At 57.7% G+C, this 12,541-nt stretch carries 16 protein-coding genes; all 16 read right to left on the bottom strand.

All coding sequences use genetic code 11. From position 1 onward, the window contains the following. Positions 1-294 precede the first annotated feature (294 nt). The gene (locus tag JMV16_RS13710) at positions 295-723 is read right to left on the bottom strand and encodes a hypothetical protein (RefSeq protein ID WP_201494849.1); all 429 of its coding nucleotides are present in this window, start codon (positions 721-723) and stop codon (positions 295-297) included. 154 nt (positions 724-877) lie between these two features. Next, positions 878-1,348 (bottom strand): GNAT family N-acetyltransferase, encoded by a 471-nt coding sequence (locus JMV16_RS13705; protein WP_201494848.1) that lies wholly within the window; start codon positions 1,346-1,348, stop codon positions 878-880. A gap of 187 nt (positions 1,349-1,535) precedes the next feature. Further along, entirely contained in the window at positions 1,536-1,835 is a 300-nt protein-coding gene (locus JMV16_RS13700) for a HigA family addiction module antitoxin (RefSeq protein ID WP_201494847.1), read from the bottom strand. Positions 1,836-1,846: 11 nt separating this feature from the next. Next, positions 1,847-2,128, bottom strand: coding sequence for a type II toxin-antitoxin system RelE/ParE family toxin (locus tag JMV16_RS13695; RefSeq protein ID WP_201494846.1), 282 nt, complete (start codon positions 2,126-2,128; stop codon positions 1,847-1,849). A 244-nt stretch (positions 2,129-2,372) separates the two neighbouring features. Beyond that, positions 2,373-2,624 (bottom strand): hypothetical protein, encoded by a 252-nt coding sequence (locus tag JMV16_RS13690; protein WP_201494845.1) that lies wholly within the window; start codon positions 2,622-2,624, stop codon positions 2,373-2,375. Positions 2,625-3,619: 995 nt separating this feature from the next. Next, positions 3,620-3,934: a PDZ domain-containing protein gene (locus JMV16_RS13685; protein ID WP_201494844.1), complete on the bottom strand. Its 315-nt coding sequence runs from the start codon at positions 3,932-3,934 to the stop codon at positions 3,620-3,622. Between the two features lie 195 nt (positions 3,935-4,129). Further along, a complete protein-coding gene (locus JMV16_RS13680; RefSeq protein WP_201494843.1) occupies positions 4,130-4,528 on the bottom strand; it encodes a hypothetical protein in 399 nt (132 codons plus the stop codon). 155 nt (positions 4,529-4,683) lie between these two features. Continuing rightward, a complete protein-coding gene (locus tag JMV16_RS13675; protein WP_201494842.1) occupies positions 4,684-5,181 on the bottom strand; it encodes a hypothetical protein in 498 nt (165 codons plus the stop codon). A 159-nt stretch (positions 5,182-5,340) separates the two neighbouring features. After that, positions 5,341-5,688: a hypothetical protein gene (locus JMV16_RS13670; protein ID WP_201494841.1), complete on the bottom strand. Its 348-nt coding sequence runs from the start codon at positions 5,686-5,688 to the stop codon at positions 5,341-5,343. 754 nt (positions 5,689-6,442) lie between these two features. Beyond that, the gene (locus JMV16_RS13665; protein WP_201494840.1) at positions 6,443-6,895 is read right to left on the bottom strand and encodes a DUF695 domain-containing protein; all 453 of its coding nucleotides are present in this window, start codon (positions 6,893-6,895) and stop codon (positions 6,443-6,445) included. Between the two features lie 174 nt (positions 6,896-7,069). After that, positions 7,070-7,375, bottom strand: coding sequence for a hypothetical protein (locus JMV16_RS13660; RefSeq protein ID WP_201494839.1), 306 nt, complete (start codon positions 7,373-7,375; stop codon positions 7,070-7,072). Between the two features lie 1,156 nt (positions 7,376-8,531). Further along, complete coding sequence (locus tag JMV16_RS13655) at positions 8,532-8,837, bottom strand: hypothetical protein (protein WP_201494838.1); 306 nt, start codon at positions 8,835-8,837, stop codon at positions 8,532-8,534. Between the two features lie 162 nt (positions 8,838-8,999). Further along, positions 9,000-9,920: an SLATT domain-containing protein gene (locus tag JMV16_RS13650; protein ID WP_201494837.1), complete on the bottom strand. Its 921-nt coding sequence runs from the start codon at positions 9,918-9,920 to the stop codon at positions 9,000-9,002. Between the two features lie 194 nt (positions 9,921-10,114). Then, a complete protein-coding gene (locus JMV16_RS13645) occupies positions 10,115-10,843 on the bottom strand; it encodes a hypothetical protein (RefSeq protein WP_201494836.1) in 729 nt (242 codons plus the stop codon). 160 nt (positions 10,844-11,003) lie between these two features. Next, a complete protein-coding gene (locus JMV16_RS13640; protein ID WP_201494835.1) occupies positions 11,004-11,561 on the bottom strand; it encodes a hypothetical protein in 558 nt (185 codons plus the stop codon). 341 nt (positions 11,562-11,902) lie between these two features. Continuing rightward, positions 11,903-12,379: a DM13 domain-containing protein gene (locus JMV16_RS13635; protein WP_201494834.1), complete on the bottom strand. Its 477-nt coding sequence runs from the start codon at positions 12,377-12,379 to the stop codon at positions 11,903-11,905. Between the last annotated feature and the right edge of the window lie 162 nt (positions 12,380-12,541).

The following is a 12,541-nucleotide window of genomic DNA, read 5'->3' as shown; positions in this document are numbered from 1 at the left end:
ATCCCGGAATGTCGACTTGGAGTTCTACCGAAATGGCAACGGTTGTCATTTGGTCTCCTGCGATCTGCTGGGTAGGAAACCTGAACAGGCTGATTGCGAGGCCTAACGTTCGAGCTAAGCGGGCGACGACGGCAGGACGCCAGGCCCGGGCCGGTGAAAATGTACCGCGTACCACCGGCCCGGGCCTGGTGGCCTGCCGTTGGCGCTCCGCTTGAGCGAGGGGTTAGGCCTCTTTCGCACTAGGCAACAGCACGTATTCGGAGTTTCTAGACAAGTTTCTTGATTCTCGTTCATTTATAAAAAATCGTTGGCCCTTAGCCAAGTATCCAGGGCTTCCTGATGCTTGTATTTGAGATTTAGATCCTTTGCGGCAGTCGTTGCTCTTCGCGCCATCATCACCGCTGCAGCGACCTTATGCAAGACTACCTCATGCGCATCACCTGGAGTGTGGTGCTTGACTTGATTCCGTGGTTCATTGAAATGTCGGTGGATGAAAGATTTTGACAGGTCTTCTCCGCCACGCGCTCTTCTGATTTCGTTAATACCTTTCCAATAGTCATCGAGTGGATGTTCACCGCCCGCTTCCTGTAGTAGTCGGGCGAGTATTTCTTCAGCGGCACCAAGTAGGGTAAGCGCTGAAACATAGCGTGCCGCCATCAGAAGGGAAATGCCATCTTCGAGTTGCTCGCGTGCCAGCGTCATCTTCTTAGTTTTGGCGACCATGGAGGGGTGGGCCGGAATGATGGATTAAGAGGCCTAACGTTCGAGTTAACCGGCCAGCGGAGGCAGGCCACCTTGGTCCGAACTGAGAGAATGTACCGCGTACCTCAGTTCGGGCCAAGGTGGCCTGCCGTAGCTGGTCCGGTTGAACGAGGGGTTAGGCAGCACTGGCGGCAGGCCGACGCATGGGAATGAACTTGAAGCCACTACGGACTGTTGGTTCTCCGACGGCAACGAAGCCTAGTCTTTCGTAGACAGGCTTGGCGACGAGGCTGGAATCGACTTTGAACTCTCCTGCAGCACCGGTAGACACGGCGTTGTGTAGTGCAAGACGCCAGAGTCTGGCTCCGATTCCCCGGCCTTGATACTGAGCAGCCACGAAGAACTGCGAGACGTAGTTGTTGTCGCGGGTCATGATCATTCCGATGACCTTGTTGCCTTCTTCAGCTACAAAGTAGCAGCGTGACGGTTCGGTCATCGACTTCTCGATGGCATCTGGTTCCAGAGCCGCGTAGAACCGCTGCGCATCTTCACCGTCCGGTTCAACGAGGAAATGAAGGCTCTCACCTCGGATGATGGAACCGATGGCTTTGCTGTCTTGGGCGCTGGCGATGCGTACTTGGACCATGGTTCGAAGACGGGCTCTGCGGGTGGTAGCAGGGAGGTTCTTCTGTGCTGCCTAACGTTCGAGCTAAGCGGGCGCCGACGGTAGGACGCCAGGGCCCGGGCTGTGAAAATGCACCGTGTGCCACAGGCCGGGCCCTGGTGGCCTGCCGTTGGTGCTCCGCTTGAGCGAGGGGTTAGACCGCACCGCGCTACGCCGCCAAGAGTGAACACCTTTGGATGGTAGCCAGCTCCTTTTGGAGCGCCTCCCTTGCAATGGCTGTGTCATACGCAACCTGCCCGCGCAACCACCAGCCATCGCTCAGGCCGAAGTACCGGCAGAGCCGAAGGTCGGTGTCTGCCGTGACCGAGCGCTTGCCAGAGACGATTTCGCCGATCCGTTGTGCCGGAACACCGATGTCTTTTGCGAGGCGGTACTTCGTCAGCCCCAAGGGCTTGAGAAATTCCTCTTCAAGCATCTCGCCTGGCGAGACAGGTAGAACAGTGCGCATGGCTTCTTCCTTCAGTGATAGTCGATGATCTCTACGTCCGTGGCTCCTTCTGGGGTCCAGACGAAGCAGACTCGCCACTGCTGATTGATTCGGATACTGTGTTGTCCCTTCCGATCATCTTTCAGCGCTTCCAGTCCATTGCCGGGCGGTACCTTCAGATCGTCAAGAACTGCAGACCAATCCAACTGGGCAAGCTTGCGGAGAGCAGGTCGTTCGATGTTCACCCAGCGCTTGACGCGCTTGCCTTCAAAGAGGGCTTGGGTGTCTTTGCACTTGAAGCTTCGGATAGTCACGGGTGGCAATAATAACGCGTCGCGTTCTTAGTGTCAAGCGAGTGGACCGCCCAGTTGGTGGGCTGTGCGGTCTAACGTTCGAGGTAAGCCGGCACCAACGGTGGGACGCCAGGCCCCGGCCACAGATAATGTACCGCGTACCTGTGGCCGGGGCCTGGTGGCCCGCCGTTGGTGCTCGGCTTGACCGAGGTGTTAGGCCTTGCTGGCGCGTTGAGGATAGTCTTGATGAGTACTTGAGACAAAACTACCGAGGCTTGAAGAGTACGCGCTGAGCAGTTTTGGTGCCTGTATGCATTGCTAGCCAGGTCCAGCAGCCAAGTGAGGCAATGCCAATGATGCCGAGCAGCCAGAGGAGTGAGGCCGTAGCTTGGCTGATGAAATGTAGATTTACTGCTATGACGACGGCAAATATTGTCGCTGAGAGTAGGAAGATGCCCGCAAAGTTGTTCTGCCAGTGCTTTGCGTTGTTGAAAACGTGATTCTTGAGGCTATTCATCGAATCTCCTTCCGATGCCAAAAGTTGAACAAGAGTGAACGCAATACCGTAGTTTGCCACTTTGGGTGTATTGACGATGCGGGCCGCACCGGCTGTTCTCACTCGGGGATGTGCGATGCTCTTTGTTTGCAAGGCCTAACGTGTTTTAGACAGCATAGCGATCCTGGTGCCTATGGCAAGAACTGGGTGCATGCACCCGGATATTGCCATAGGTGCCAATGCGGGTTGACCCTTAGTGGCATGCACTTCAGTGCAGGGGCAAGGGCTGCTTGGCTGTTGAAAATGGTGGTGCGCCACAACCGGTTCCTGTGAGGCCTAACGTGGGAGCTAAGCTGGCACCGACGGTGAAACGCCAGGCCCCGGCCACAGAAAATGTACAGCGTACCTGTGGCCGGGGCCTGGTGTTTTGCCGTTGGTGCTCAGCTTGAGCGACGTGTTAGGCCACGCTTCTGACGGCCACTGATGCACGCCTTGTCTTGAGTTGATTTGGTGGCACTGCCGCGACGACCAGCTTCTGCTTGGCCCGGGCGCCCAGCACAAGGACGCCAACGCTTCTTTGCTGCGACTACTGGCCAGGCTGGGTGTCCTTCCTCGGTGCTGCGCTGGCGAGGCGTAGACGGCGACGCCAGAGAACTGGCCGAGTAGATTCTCGGCGTAGTGGTGGACGTCGGGGCTGATTTTCACTTGTGATGTGGGCTTCAGCGTAAATACTCGTGAAACTTGGAGACGAGGCCTTTGCTCGCGGAATTTGGTCGCTTTCTGAGCCACAGTGATGCTGATGAGGGGATGCATTTAGTGCGGCTGGCGGATCTCGTGAAAGCTGCCGAGGTGAGTGTATTTGCGTGGCCTAACGTTCGAGCTAAGCGGGCGACGACGGCAGGACGCCGAGCCCGGGCCGGTGAAAATGTACCGCGTACCACCGGCCCGGGCTTGGTGGCCTGCCGTTGGTGCTCCGCTTGAGCGAGGGGTTAGGCTTCACTTGTTGGTGTGACGATTCAGTGCCTCGGTGGTACTGCTACCAGCGTTACTTCGTATGCTTCTCCGCTTGCCCGACGAAGCTTTAAGGTTACTTTTTCCCCTGGCTTCTTGTTCATTCTGTCTGCCATCGTGGATGCCTTGGCTCCTGCAACCTTGCTGCCTTCAACTTCAAGAATTGAATCTCCGGCAACAATGCCGGCGAGAGCAGCGGGCATACCAGATTGAACGCTTTGGATAAGTACACTCTTGAGCGTGGGATTGAATACTCCATCTGAATCGACTTCAACTGTGAGTCCAAATTTACCTCTGGATTCCTCTGCGACGGCTACCATTGTGGGAGCAAATGCCATCAGTGCTAGAGCTATGCGACGAGTTGGGTAGGAGGGCATTTTGTGAAGCCTAACGTTCGAGCTAAGCGGGCGCCGACGGTAAGCCGCCAGGCCCGGGCTGGTGAAAATGTACCGTGTACCACCAGCCCGGGCCTGGTGGCTTGCCGTTGGTGCTCCGCTTGAGCGAGGGGTTAGGCCTCACTGCGCACCATACTTGCTGAGCCATTCTTTTGCGGTTAGCCGCTCGACGGCTGAATCGTAGCGTGCTTGCACGACTTCGGCTGTGTCTTCTGTCTTCGAATTTGCCTGTTCGTACAAATGGTCAGCAAGAACCGAGGCGATGGCATGAACTGCATCGTGACGCGACAGGCCCTGCTTCAAAAGCCTTGACACTGCACGATTGACACATTCAAGTCCGAGGGCTATCTGATTCTCGACGATTGCGTGAAAGGTGGCATGTGCCTTCACGTTCGGTAGTTCGATCCTTGCGCGTCGATGGAATCTCTCGGCCAACGAGATGCGTTCCTGTTCGTCGAGTTCTAGCCACGCTTCTGCGTTCGGCTGGATATTGGGATCGTAGGTGGGCGGCGTACTCATGGTTTTGTGAGGCCTAACGTTCGAGCTAACCGGCCAGCGGAGGCAGGACGCCTTGGCCCGAACTGAGAGAATGGACCGCGTACCTCAGTTCGGGCCAAGGTGGCCTGCCGTAGCTGGTCCGGTTGAGCGAGGGGTTAGGCCACACCTGGGGTGGACTACTTGGAGCACACTTTTTCTGTCGCCGGTTGCTTCGACTCGGCGTCCAAGATCCAGACGCAAGAGCGCTCTTTCTTAAGTTCCCCAGCGACTTCGTATCGGTGTCCCTCGGTGGGTTTGAAATCAACTACTCCGTCAATACTGAAGAAAGTTCCAGCCATACGGCTTGCCATCTCGTGAATCGGAGCAGCTGTTTGGTGAGTCGCGACCAGCTTTATCTTCATTGGCCGGACAGGTATGTCTCGAGTGGTGTATCGGGAATTCAGCGAGAACCCTTGTCCATAACTCGCACCTCTGGTTTCCCGGAGCGCGTTCTGAATTGCATTTCCGTCGATCTCAGTTGCGACAAAGAACTGCCCTTTGCTCCCATCTTCTCGCATACCTGTATCCGAGAGCTGAACTATTGGGCCTTTGTAGTCATCCGGAACCGGCTTGGAGACGGTTGCACAACCAGCGAGGACAAGAGTGAGGGACAGACAGAAGAGCGCCTTCTTCATGGCAGTTGGTAGTGAAAGTGAAGGGTGGATTGTGTGGCCTAACGTTCGAGTTAACCGGCCCGCGGAGGCAAGCGCCGTAAGCCCGGACTGAGATGATGCACCATGTGCCTCAGGCCGGGCTTACGGTGCTTGCCGTAGCGGGTCCGGTTGAACGAGGGGTTAGGCCGCACTGCCACCCTCTATGAGCGCGCGGGCGTGCTGCCAAGCCTGGTGCGCCTGCTGCCGCACTGCAGGTAGTTCAGGGGTGATGGCGTAGGACGTCACTGCCCTCAACCAAGCGGTGTCTTCACTGCCACCCTGAATGTGCGTGAGGTATCCCGCAACTCGGTGATGAGCTTCGTTCAACTGGCGCACGGCTTCGAGCGCTTCTTTGGCGTCTGCGTCCGAATGACAGAGAACCCGAACCGCCACTGTAAGTCCGTGGCTCAGCGAGGCGAAGAAGCGCGCACGATCGGCTGCCGACAAGGACTGCAGCCAGTTCACTTCGCTCTCAAGGGCAATGCTCATAGAACGTACTCCGTATTGGAGAGAAGCGTTATCCGCACTCCGATGGCCCTGCGGTTGCCCATGAGGGGCTTCGCGCGCCGCGGCGTCTCCGTGTGCGGCCTAACGTTCGAGCTAAGCGGGCGGCGACGGTAGGACGCCAGGCCCGGACTGGTGAAAATGTACCGCGTACCACCAGGCCGGGCCTGGTGGCCTGCCGTTGGCGCTCCGCTTGAGCGAGGGGTTAGGCCGCACTTGGCGCTGTTCGATGCGAGTTCCATCTCTCGTAGAGCCGGTAAAGCGCATATACAAAAAGGCACTGCATGAAGCACATAAAGGCTATGCCAGCGATTATTCCGGACTGGGATCTGGCCGTCAGAACTTGGTAGACAACGAATGCGTGATACCCTGTTATCGAACCAGTCGTTACGAAGAGGCGGCCTTTCGTTGCGACAGCCGAGGCCGACCAAGCAACTGGATCCTTCCAAATTCGTGGCATAAGTCCTTCCCGTTCAGAACAGAGGTTCAGATTAAGTCAAAGTGTCTGATGCATCAAGTGTTTCGCGGTTCGCCTGGCCTGCGTAGCTTTGCCGTGGAGAACGGGTAAGAATCCGGTGGCTAGCGCGCTGCGGCATTTGTGCGGCCTAACGTTCGAGCTAAGCGGGCGACGACGGCAGGACGCCAGGCCCGGGCCGGTGAAAATGTACCGCGTACCACCGGCCCGGGCCTGGCGGCCTGCCGTTGGCGCTCCGCTTGAGCGAGGGGTTAGGCATCAGCGTCACTCGCGGACGCCTTTGCGGAACTCTTCGTAGGACTTCCAACTGGCGTCTCTGCCCGCGTGAATCTCGATCGGGAATCTGCCCTCAGCCGCAAGAGCCGTGTTGAGCGCCTGAAAGAAGCGCTGCTCTGACTGGGCGTAGTAGATCCATTCCCTGAGATTCTCACCGGTGGAGACCAAGACCAGAGTTGCCAATCCAGTCTTCTCCGTGACGGGCTCAAGCAGATCTTCAAGACGTTCCATTCGTGTCCGCTCAGACGTGCTGGGCAATCCGGAGTCCGACTGATAGCGCCAAGTGATGATGATCCTGTTTGGATAGGTCGAGCGCTGAAAGGCAGGCTGAAATTCCTTGATGTACCGAAAGATGATCTTCCGGTCAGTCTTGGCCTGTGTCGAGACTGCGGTAGCCCACTCGCGTCCGCTTGTCGGCTCGGCTGAGAAGGCAGTGCTCATAAACAGTAGTAGAAAAGCCAACAGTGGTCGCATCTGATGCCTAACGTTCGAGCTAACCGGCCAGCGGAGGCAGGACGCCTTGGCCCGGGCTGAGATAATGTACCGAGTACCTCAGACCGGGCCAAGGTGGCCTGCCGTAGTTGGTCCGGTTGAGCGAGGGGTTAGGCGCCGCCCTCAAGGGATTGTTCTTTCTGGCGGTGAAGCCTTGTCTTGTGGCGCGATCTCCGAGAGGGAGGGCATGTAGCCTCCCTGAGCAATCATCGCCTCAGCCTGCTCAGCGATGGAAACGACTTTTTCAGTAGACAGCGCAGACAGTCGCTGCTTGATTAATGCGAAGTAAAGCATGCGATACGCGGAAATGAAAGTGGTGGCTCGTGTGGACGGCTTCAGCGTTGCAATGACAAGAGTAGATGTCGGGACGTAGATTGAGGCAAGAAGCAACGCCTCAGTAGATAGGCCAAGTCGATTTCCGGCCAGCATAACAATAGCCGCTGTCAAGTTAGTGGCCAAGAGGAGCCAGTGCGTCAGAAACCACCCCTGACCACATCTCCTCCAGAGGCGTTCTAGGCGGCGCAACTCGTCCAGCGATGCGGAAGCAGCGCCCTTGGGTACTGAACTCATAGTGGATTGGCAGAGAGAGGATTAAGATCGTTGGAAGGAGAGCGAAGTGCGCGCTGCGGCGCCTAACGTTGGAGCTAAGCTGGCATCGACGGTGAAACGCCAGGCCCCGGCCACAGAGAATGTACACCGTACCTGTGGCCGGGGCCTGGCGTTTTGCCGTTGGGGCTCAGCTTGAGCGACGGGTTAGGCAGCGCTGTTCTTGCTGAGCACCGCGTCAACTGCTGGCGAAACCGCACAGCCTTGGGCCGAACAGCGTGTGCCTCCCGCTCCGCGCCGTTGACCTTGCCGGACACCGTGTTCAAGCCGCCGACGTGGTCATGGTGCACGGCGATTCTGGCCGCGGCGGCCCCATGAACCAACTGAATTCCATGGCAACCTACGCAGTGCTGCGGGGCGAACTGGCACGGTGGTGCCAAGCAACTGAAGACCATTCGGTTTCGACTGAGATGGTGTACGGGCCGATCGTTCTGAATACTGATTGGCGCGAACTTCATCGGGTGCCAGCAGGCCCCACAACTCTCTCGCGGCTTTGCCGCTTCGGGGCTGTTCAGCAAACGCCGACAGGCGCTGACTCTGTTGGTGCGCCATTGCGCTTGCATTGCGCTGCCTAACGTGTTTTAGACAGCATAGCGACCCTGGTGCCTATGGCAAGAACTGGGTGCATGCACCCGGATATTGCCATAGGTGCCAATGCGGGTTGACCCTTAGTGGCATGCACTTCAGTGCAGGGGCAAGGGCTGCTTGGCTGTTGAAAATGGTGGTGCGCCACAACCGGTTCCTGTGAGGCCTAACGTTCGAGCTAAGTGGGCGACGACGGCAGGACGCCAGGCCCGGGCTGGCGAAAATGTACCGCGTACCGCCAGACCGGGCCTGGTGGCCTGCCGTTGGCGCTCCGCTTGAGCGAGGGGTTAGGCCTCGCTCGGCAGCTGCTGGCACAAGCATTGGCGATTGGTAAGTGGCGGCTGCTGCAGGAATGGGCGAGTTTGTTACAGAGCACAAACCACATAGCCTGAGTTCATTTCTTCTTGCGAATGGCCGCAAGCAAAATTGGCGACGCGAGCAATGCGCCGCCTGCAAACCCGAGTATTGAGTTCGAATCTCGCGCGGGCTTGGTGTCGCCGAGGACGGCCGCTATCGACAGAAGGGCGCCTCCAAAGAGCACGAAGGCCAGCACCCGAACGGTGGCATCTGCAAGGGAAGAGTTCCAAATCACAGCGCTCTCTCGGACCGTGATCGTTGCTGCCAAGGTGCAGGAAACGGCGGCTATACCGAGCCCTGCACAAACTACGAAGTCGAGAACCGATGACTGACCCAGGTACATACTTGTGTCCGCTGGCGAAGCGAGGTGCGTGGTTGCGAGGCCTAACGTTCGAGCTAAGCGGGCGCCGACGGCAGGACGCCAGGCCCGGGCCGGTGAAAATGTACAGAGTACCACCGGCCCGGGCCTGGTGGCCTGCCGTTGGCGCTCCGCTTGAGCGAGGGGTTAGGCCCCAGGGACGGCAATCGATACGTCGGTGACCTCTCCGCTCACACCTTTTACGGCTGACCGAATAACGATAGCTGCTCCATTTGCATCTTGCGCAGACACAACCAGCTCTTTAAGTCCTGGTGTTATATCCAGAAATACAAACGAAAGTTGCTTCGCGTCGGAGACTTGTTCTTTTCCGGATAGTACTGCTTTCACGGTGCCCTGAAGTCGATTGATAGCGCCTTCAAATTTTATTCGTACTGCCCCAGTGGGAGGAGGCGCAGCAGCTTTGCGTGCAGCTTCTGCAGCCTTCTCTTGCTCCTGCTTCGCTTGCTCGGCGGCCTTCTTTGCTTCATCTTGTGCTTTCTGAAGTTCCTTGAGCTGTGTTTCCACGGCTCCGCGTTGATCCTTGATCAGAGCAGCAAGGCTATCAACTGCCTTTGATAGTTCCCCGCTCCACGCCGTAGTTTCAGACTCGGTTATCTTGGCACTGTCGGCGACGGCAGCACGAAACAGCTCGCGCGCCTTCTTTGCCTCATCAACGTTAACGTCCGCCTTCAAGCCACCGGCCATGATCTTCCAGTCCCATTCGAGCAAACGGATCAGTGACCCAATGCGAAGCATGGCCGTTGCGTAGCGTGCCCAGGTGGAGGTAACGAGGAAGACTTGATTCAGTCCGATGAGGAGGCCTCCCAGCAGGAGTGCGGCGATTGCTGCCTGGGCTCCGGATGAGAACTTGACACCTAAAAGGGTTACGTCGCCAACAGGAACTGTCAGTGGAAGAAGCACGCCCGCTCCCAGGCAAAGCGCTGCAACTGCTCGTATTGTCCAAGAAGCAATCATATAGCCGAGGCGATTCTTCTTGTACCAATCGAAGTCCTTGTTGACGGTGGCGACGGCTTTCTCGTACTCGACGTTAAGATCACTAAGCTGCATGTTTCTTCTCCGATTGGGACGCGCTGACGGAACTGAATGAACGCTTGGGAGTGTGTTCTGGGGCCTAACGTTCGAGCTAAGCGGGCGACGACGGCAGGACGCCAGGCCCGGGCTGGCGAAAATGTACCGCGTACCGCCAGACCGGGCCTGGTGGCCTGCCGTTGGCGCTCCGCTTGAGCGAGGGGTTAGGCATCTCAGCGGCGTCTCACGAGTTTGAACTCACTATAGTTCTGAAAGTCGAACGGAAAGCCCGGCACTTTGCCGAGGTCCTTGTATAGCGCTCCGGAAAGTTCAAAGCCTGGATCGCTTCGTACGACCCCCACAATTACGATTCTCCTCTGCGCCGAAAAATCTCCATCGCTGGGCATACCCGGACGAAAGTGGCCCAGAGACAGGGAGTAAAGCGCTTTAGAACTAGGCACGTATTCCTTTATCCATAGTTGAAGTTGATCTGCACGTCGCGATGCGCGATCATCTTCTGCTGCGGGATTCACCTCCGCGCCCTCGCTTGAGGCCGCACCTACTGCCACAACCTCTGCGTAGCCTGCAATGACGTTTGAGATTCCTGGGGTCAACAAGTGCTTAACGACACTGGCCTCGTCGCCGTGTCGCTCAACTTTCGAGTGACTCTCCAGGCTCCAGTTAAAGTCATTCGAAAGCACGATGGCTTCAATTTCGGCGTGACGTCCGGCGCTATCCACAATCCGCACTGGTGACGCGGATCTTTGCCAGTTCTCGATATTGACTACTACGGTTACCGGGACTGGGCCGGGTACGGGCACTGGCGTCGATGGAGGCGATGGAGGTGTGACTTGAGGAGGCGCACGTAGATAGAGTAGCGCTGCCCCTGAGATCGCCAAGCCTGCTAGAAAGACGGCATATCCTAGAGGAGTGAGGCCGAGAAATATTTTGAGAGCTTCCATCTTGTCCAGTGGAGTAGGTGGTTTTGAGATGCCTAACGTTCGAGCTAAGCGGGCGACGACGGTGGGACGCCAGGCCCGGGCTGGCGAAAATGTACCGCGTACCGCCAGGCCGGGCCTGGTGGCCCGCCGTTGGCGCTCCGCTTGAGCGAGGGGTTAGGCGTCAGCGTGCGCGCCGCCATGCCGTTGCCAGACTCCACGCGGGACCAAAGAAGAACCAAAGCACGATGCAGCCAAAGGCGTGCTTGTGCCACGCAAGCAAGGAATAGGTGGCTTCGCTGTTGCCTACGAGCTGTACGAGTGCTTGGACCAAGACCATAGTGATGAGACAGGCCGCAATGCACCGCGCCCAAAGCTTGAAGTCGTAGCGGACTAGTGCCCACCCGCGGGCGGGCCCATCGGCGGGTGGCGGGCCCGCAGCAAACCTGTAGGCAAAGTGCGCGTCAGCCCACTTCACGGCCATTCCTCCAAACGCTACGGTGAAGCCAATATAGGCAGCGGCAAGCCCATGTGCAAACGTGGCGGCTGTACCTCGGCGCAGGTCGGTTGCGGTGAAGAACAAGAGCAGAAGGTCTATCAGCGGCAGGCAGACGAGGAGTGCGCGGCTCAGCTGCTTCCGCCGTAGCAGATAGCGGATTGCGAGTGTCAATAGGAGGATGACCCAGAAGCCGATCTCACACGCGACGATGATCGCGTAGAGCAAGTAGGACTCGGTCGGCATGAGTGGTGGGTTGCTTCTGACGCCTAACGTGTTTTAGACAGCATAGCGATCCTGGTGCCTATGGCAAGAACTGGGTGCATGCACCCGGATATTGCCATAGGTGCCAATGCGGGTTGACCCTTAGTGGCATGCACTTCAGTGCAGGGGCAAGGGCTGCTTGGCTGTTGAAAATGGTGGTGCGCCGCAACCGGTTCCTGTGAGGCCTAACGTTCGAGGTAAGCTGGCGCCAACGGCAGGACGCCAGGCCCGAGCCACAGAAAATGTACACCGTACCTGTGGCTCGGGCCTGGTGGCCTGCCGTTGGTGCTCAGCTTGACCGAGGGGTTAGGCGGCACCTTGCGCTACCTGTACTTTGCTGCAGTGATGAACTGCCCAAAGCTCTCGCACCAGACAATAACAGCGCTGTACTTGGTTGGATCGATGCCGCCAGGAACTGTGACCACGAAATTCTCGAAGGTCTTCACGTCGCCTACTCGAACCATCTGCTTCTTCAGGCGGTTGAAGTCTGACTCGGTTTCCACAAATTCGGGCGAAAGGTAGAGCTTGTAGTCTGGCCCTGGTGCTAGCTTTCCTACAAAGGATATGGAGGTAGACCCGATGGTGACGGCGCCTTCGCCCCAATGCAGCGCGTCGCTGTCTTTGAGCTCACGTTTGAACGTTCCTGAGAATAGAGCATGCCCTGTAGCTGCTTTGATCTCTTCCATCGTTGGTGGGGCCGGCGCTGTGAGGATTGGCAGCGCGTAGATGCCTCCAGCAAAGCCAGCTGCCGCTACGGCGAGGTGGGTTGCAACAAGCAGGATGGCTGTTCGTGTTTTCATCGGTACGCGGAGGTGAACAGGGGGTCAGATGTGCCGCCTAACGTGGGAGCTAAGCTGGCACCGACGGTGAAACGCCAGGCCCCGACCACAGAAAATGTACAGCGTACCTGTGGCCGGGGCCTGGTGTTTTGCCGTTGGTGCTCAGCTTGAGCGACGTGTTAG

Origin of the sequence: Rubrivivax sp. A210 (genome assembly GCF_904426505.1) — a bacterium.
In the GTDB taxonomy this organism is placed as follows: domain Bacteria; phylum Pseudomonadota; class Gammaproteobacteria; order Burkholderiales; family Burkholderiaceae_C; genus Rubrivivax.
This window is presented reverse-complemented; position numbering and strand designations above follow the sequence as displayed.

What these genes read in the sequence shown, in the direction of transcription:
- JMV16_RS13710 (WP_201494849.1), bottom strand. Translation starts at nt 723, where the DNA reads ATGGTCGCCAAAACTAAGAAGATGACGCTGGCACGCGAGCAACTCGAA.
- JMV16_RS13665 (WP_201494840.1), bottom strand. Translation starts at nt 6,895, where the DNA reads ATGAGCACTGCCTTCTCAGCCGAGCCGACAAGCGGACGCGAGTGGGCT.
- JMV16_RS13675 (WP_201494842.1), bottom strand. Translation starts at nt 5,181, where the DNA reads ATGAAGAAGGCGCTCTTCTGTCTGTCCCTCACTCTTGTCCTCGCTGGT.
- JMV16_RS13690 (WP_201494845.1), bottom strand. Translation starts at nt 2,624, where the DNA reads ATGAATAGCCTCAAGAATCACGTTTTCAACAACGCAAAGCACTGGCAG.
- JMV16_RS13660 (WP_201494839.1), bottom strand. Translation starts at nt 7,375, where the DNA reads ATGCTGGCCGGAAATCGACTTGGCCTATCTACTGAGGCGTTGCTTCTT.
- JMV16_RS13640 (WP_201494835.1), bottom strand. Translation starts at nt 11,561, where the DNA reads ATGCCGACCGAGTCCTACTTGCTCTACGCGATCATCGTCGCGTGTGAG.
- JMV16_RS13700 (WP_201494847.1), bottom strand. Translation starts at nt 1,835, where the DNA reads ATGCGCACTGTTCTACCTGTCTCGCCAGGCGAGATGCTTGAAGAGGAA.
- JMV16_RS13645 (WP_201494836.1), bottom strand. Translation starts at nt 10,843, where the DNA reads ATGGAAGCTCTCAAAATATTTCTCGGCCTCACTCCTCTAGGATATGCC.
- JMV16_RS13685 (WP_201494844.1), bottom strand. Translation starts at nt 3,934, where the DNA reads ATGGTAGCCGTCGCAGAGGAATCCAGAGGTAAATTTGGACTCACAGTT.
- JMV16_RS13650 (WP_201494837.1), bottom strand. Translation starts at nt 9,920, where the DNA reads ATGCAGCTTAGTGATCTTAACGTCGAGTACGAGAAAGCCGTCGCCACC.
- JMV16_RS13635 (WP_201494834.1), bottom strand. Translation starts at nt 12,379, where the DNA reads ATGAAAACACGAACAGCCATCCTGCTTGTTGCAACCCACCTCGCCGTA.
- JMV16_RS13655 (WP_201494838.1), bottom strand. Translation starts at nt 8,837, where the DNA reads ATGTACCTGGGTCAGTCATCGGTTCTCGACTTCGTAGTTTGTGCAGGG.
- JMV16_RS13680 (WP_201494843.1), bottom strand. Translation starts at nt 4,528, where the DNA reads ATGAGTACGCCGCCCACCTACGATCCCAATATCCAGCCGAACGCAGAA.
- JMV16_RS13705 (WP_201494848.1), bottom strand. Translation starts at nt 1,348, where the DNA reads ATGGTCCAAGTACGCATCGCCAGCGCCCAAGACAGCAAAGCCATCGGT.
- JMV16_RS13670 (WP_201494841.1), bottom strand. Translation starts at nt 5,688, where the DNA reads ATGAGCATTGCCCTTGAGAGCGAAGTGAACTGGCTGCAGTCCTTGTCG.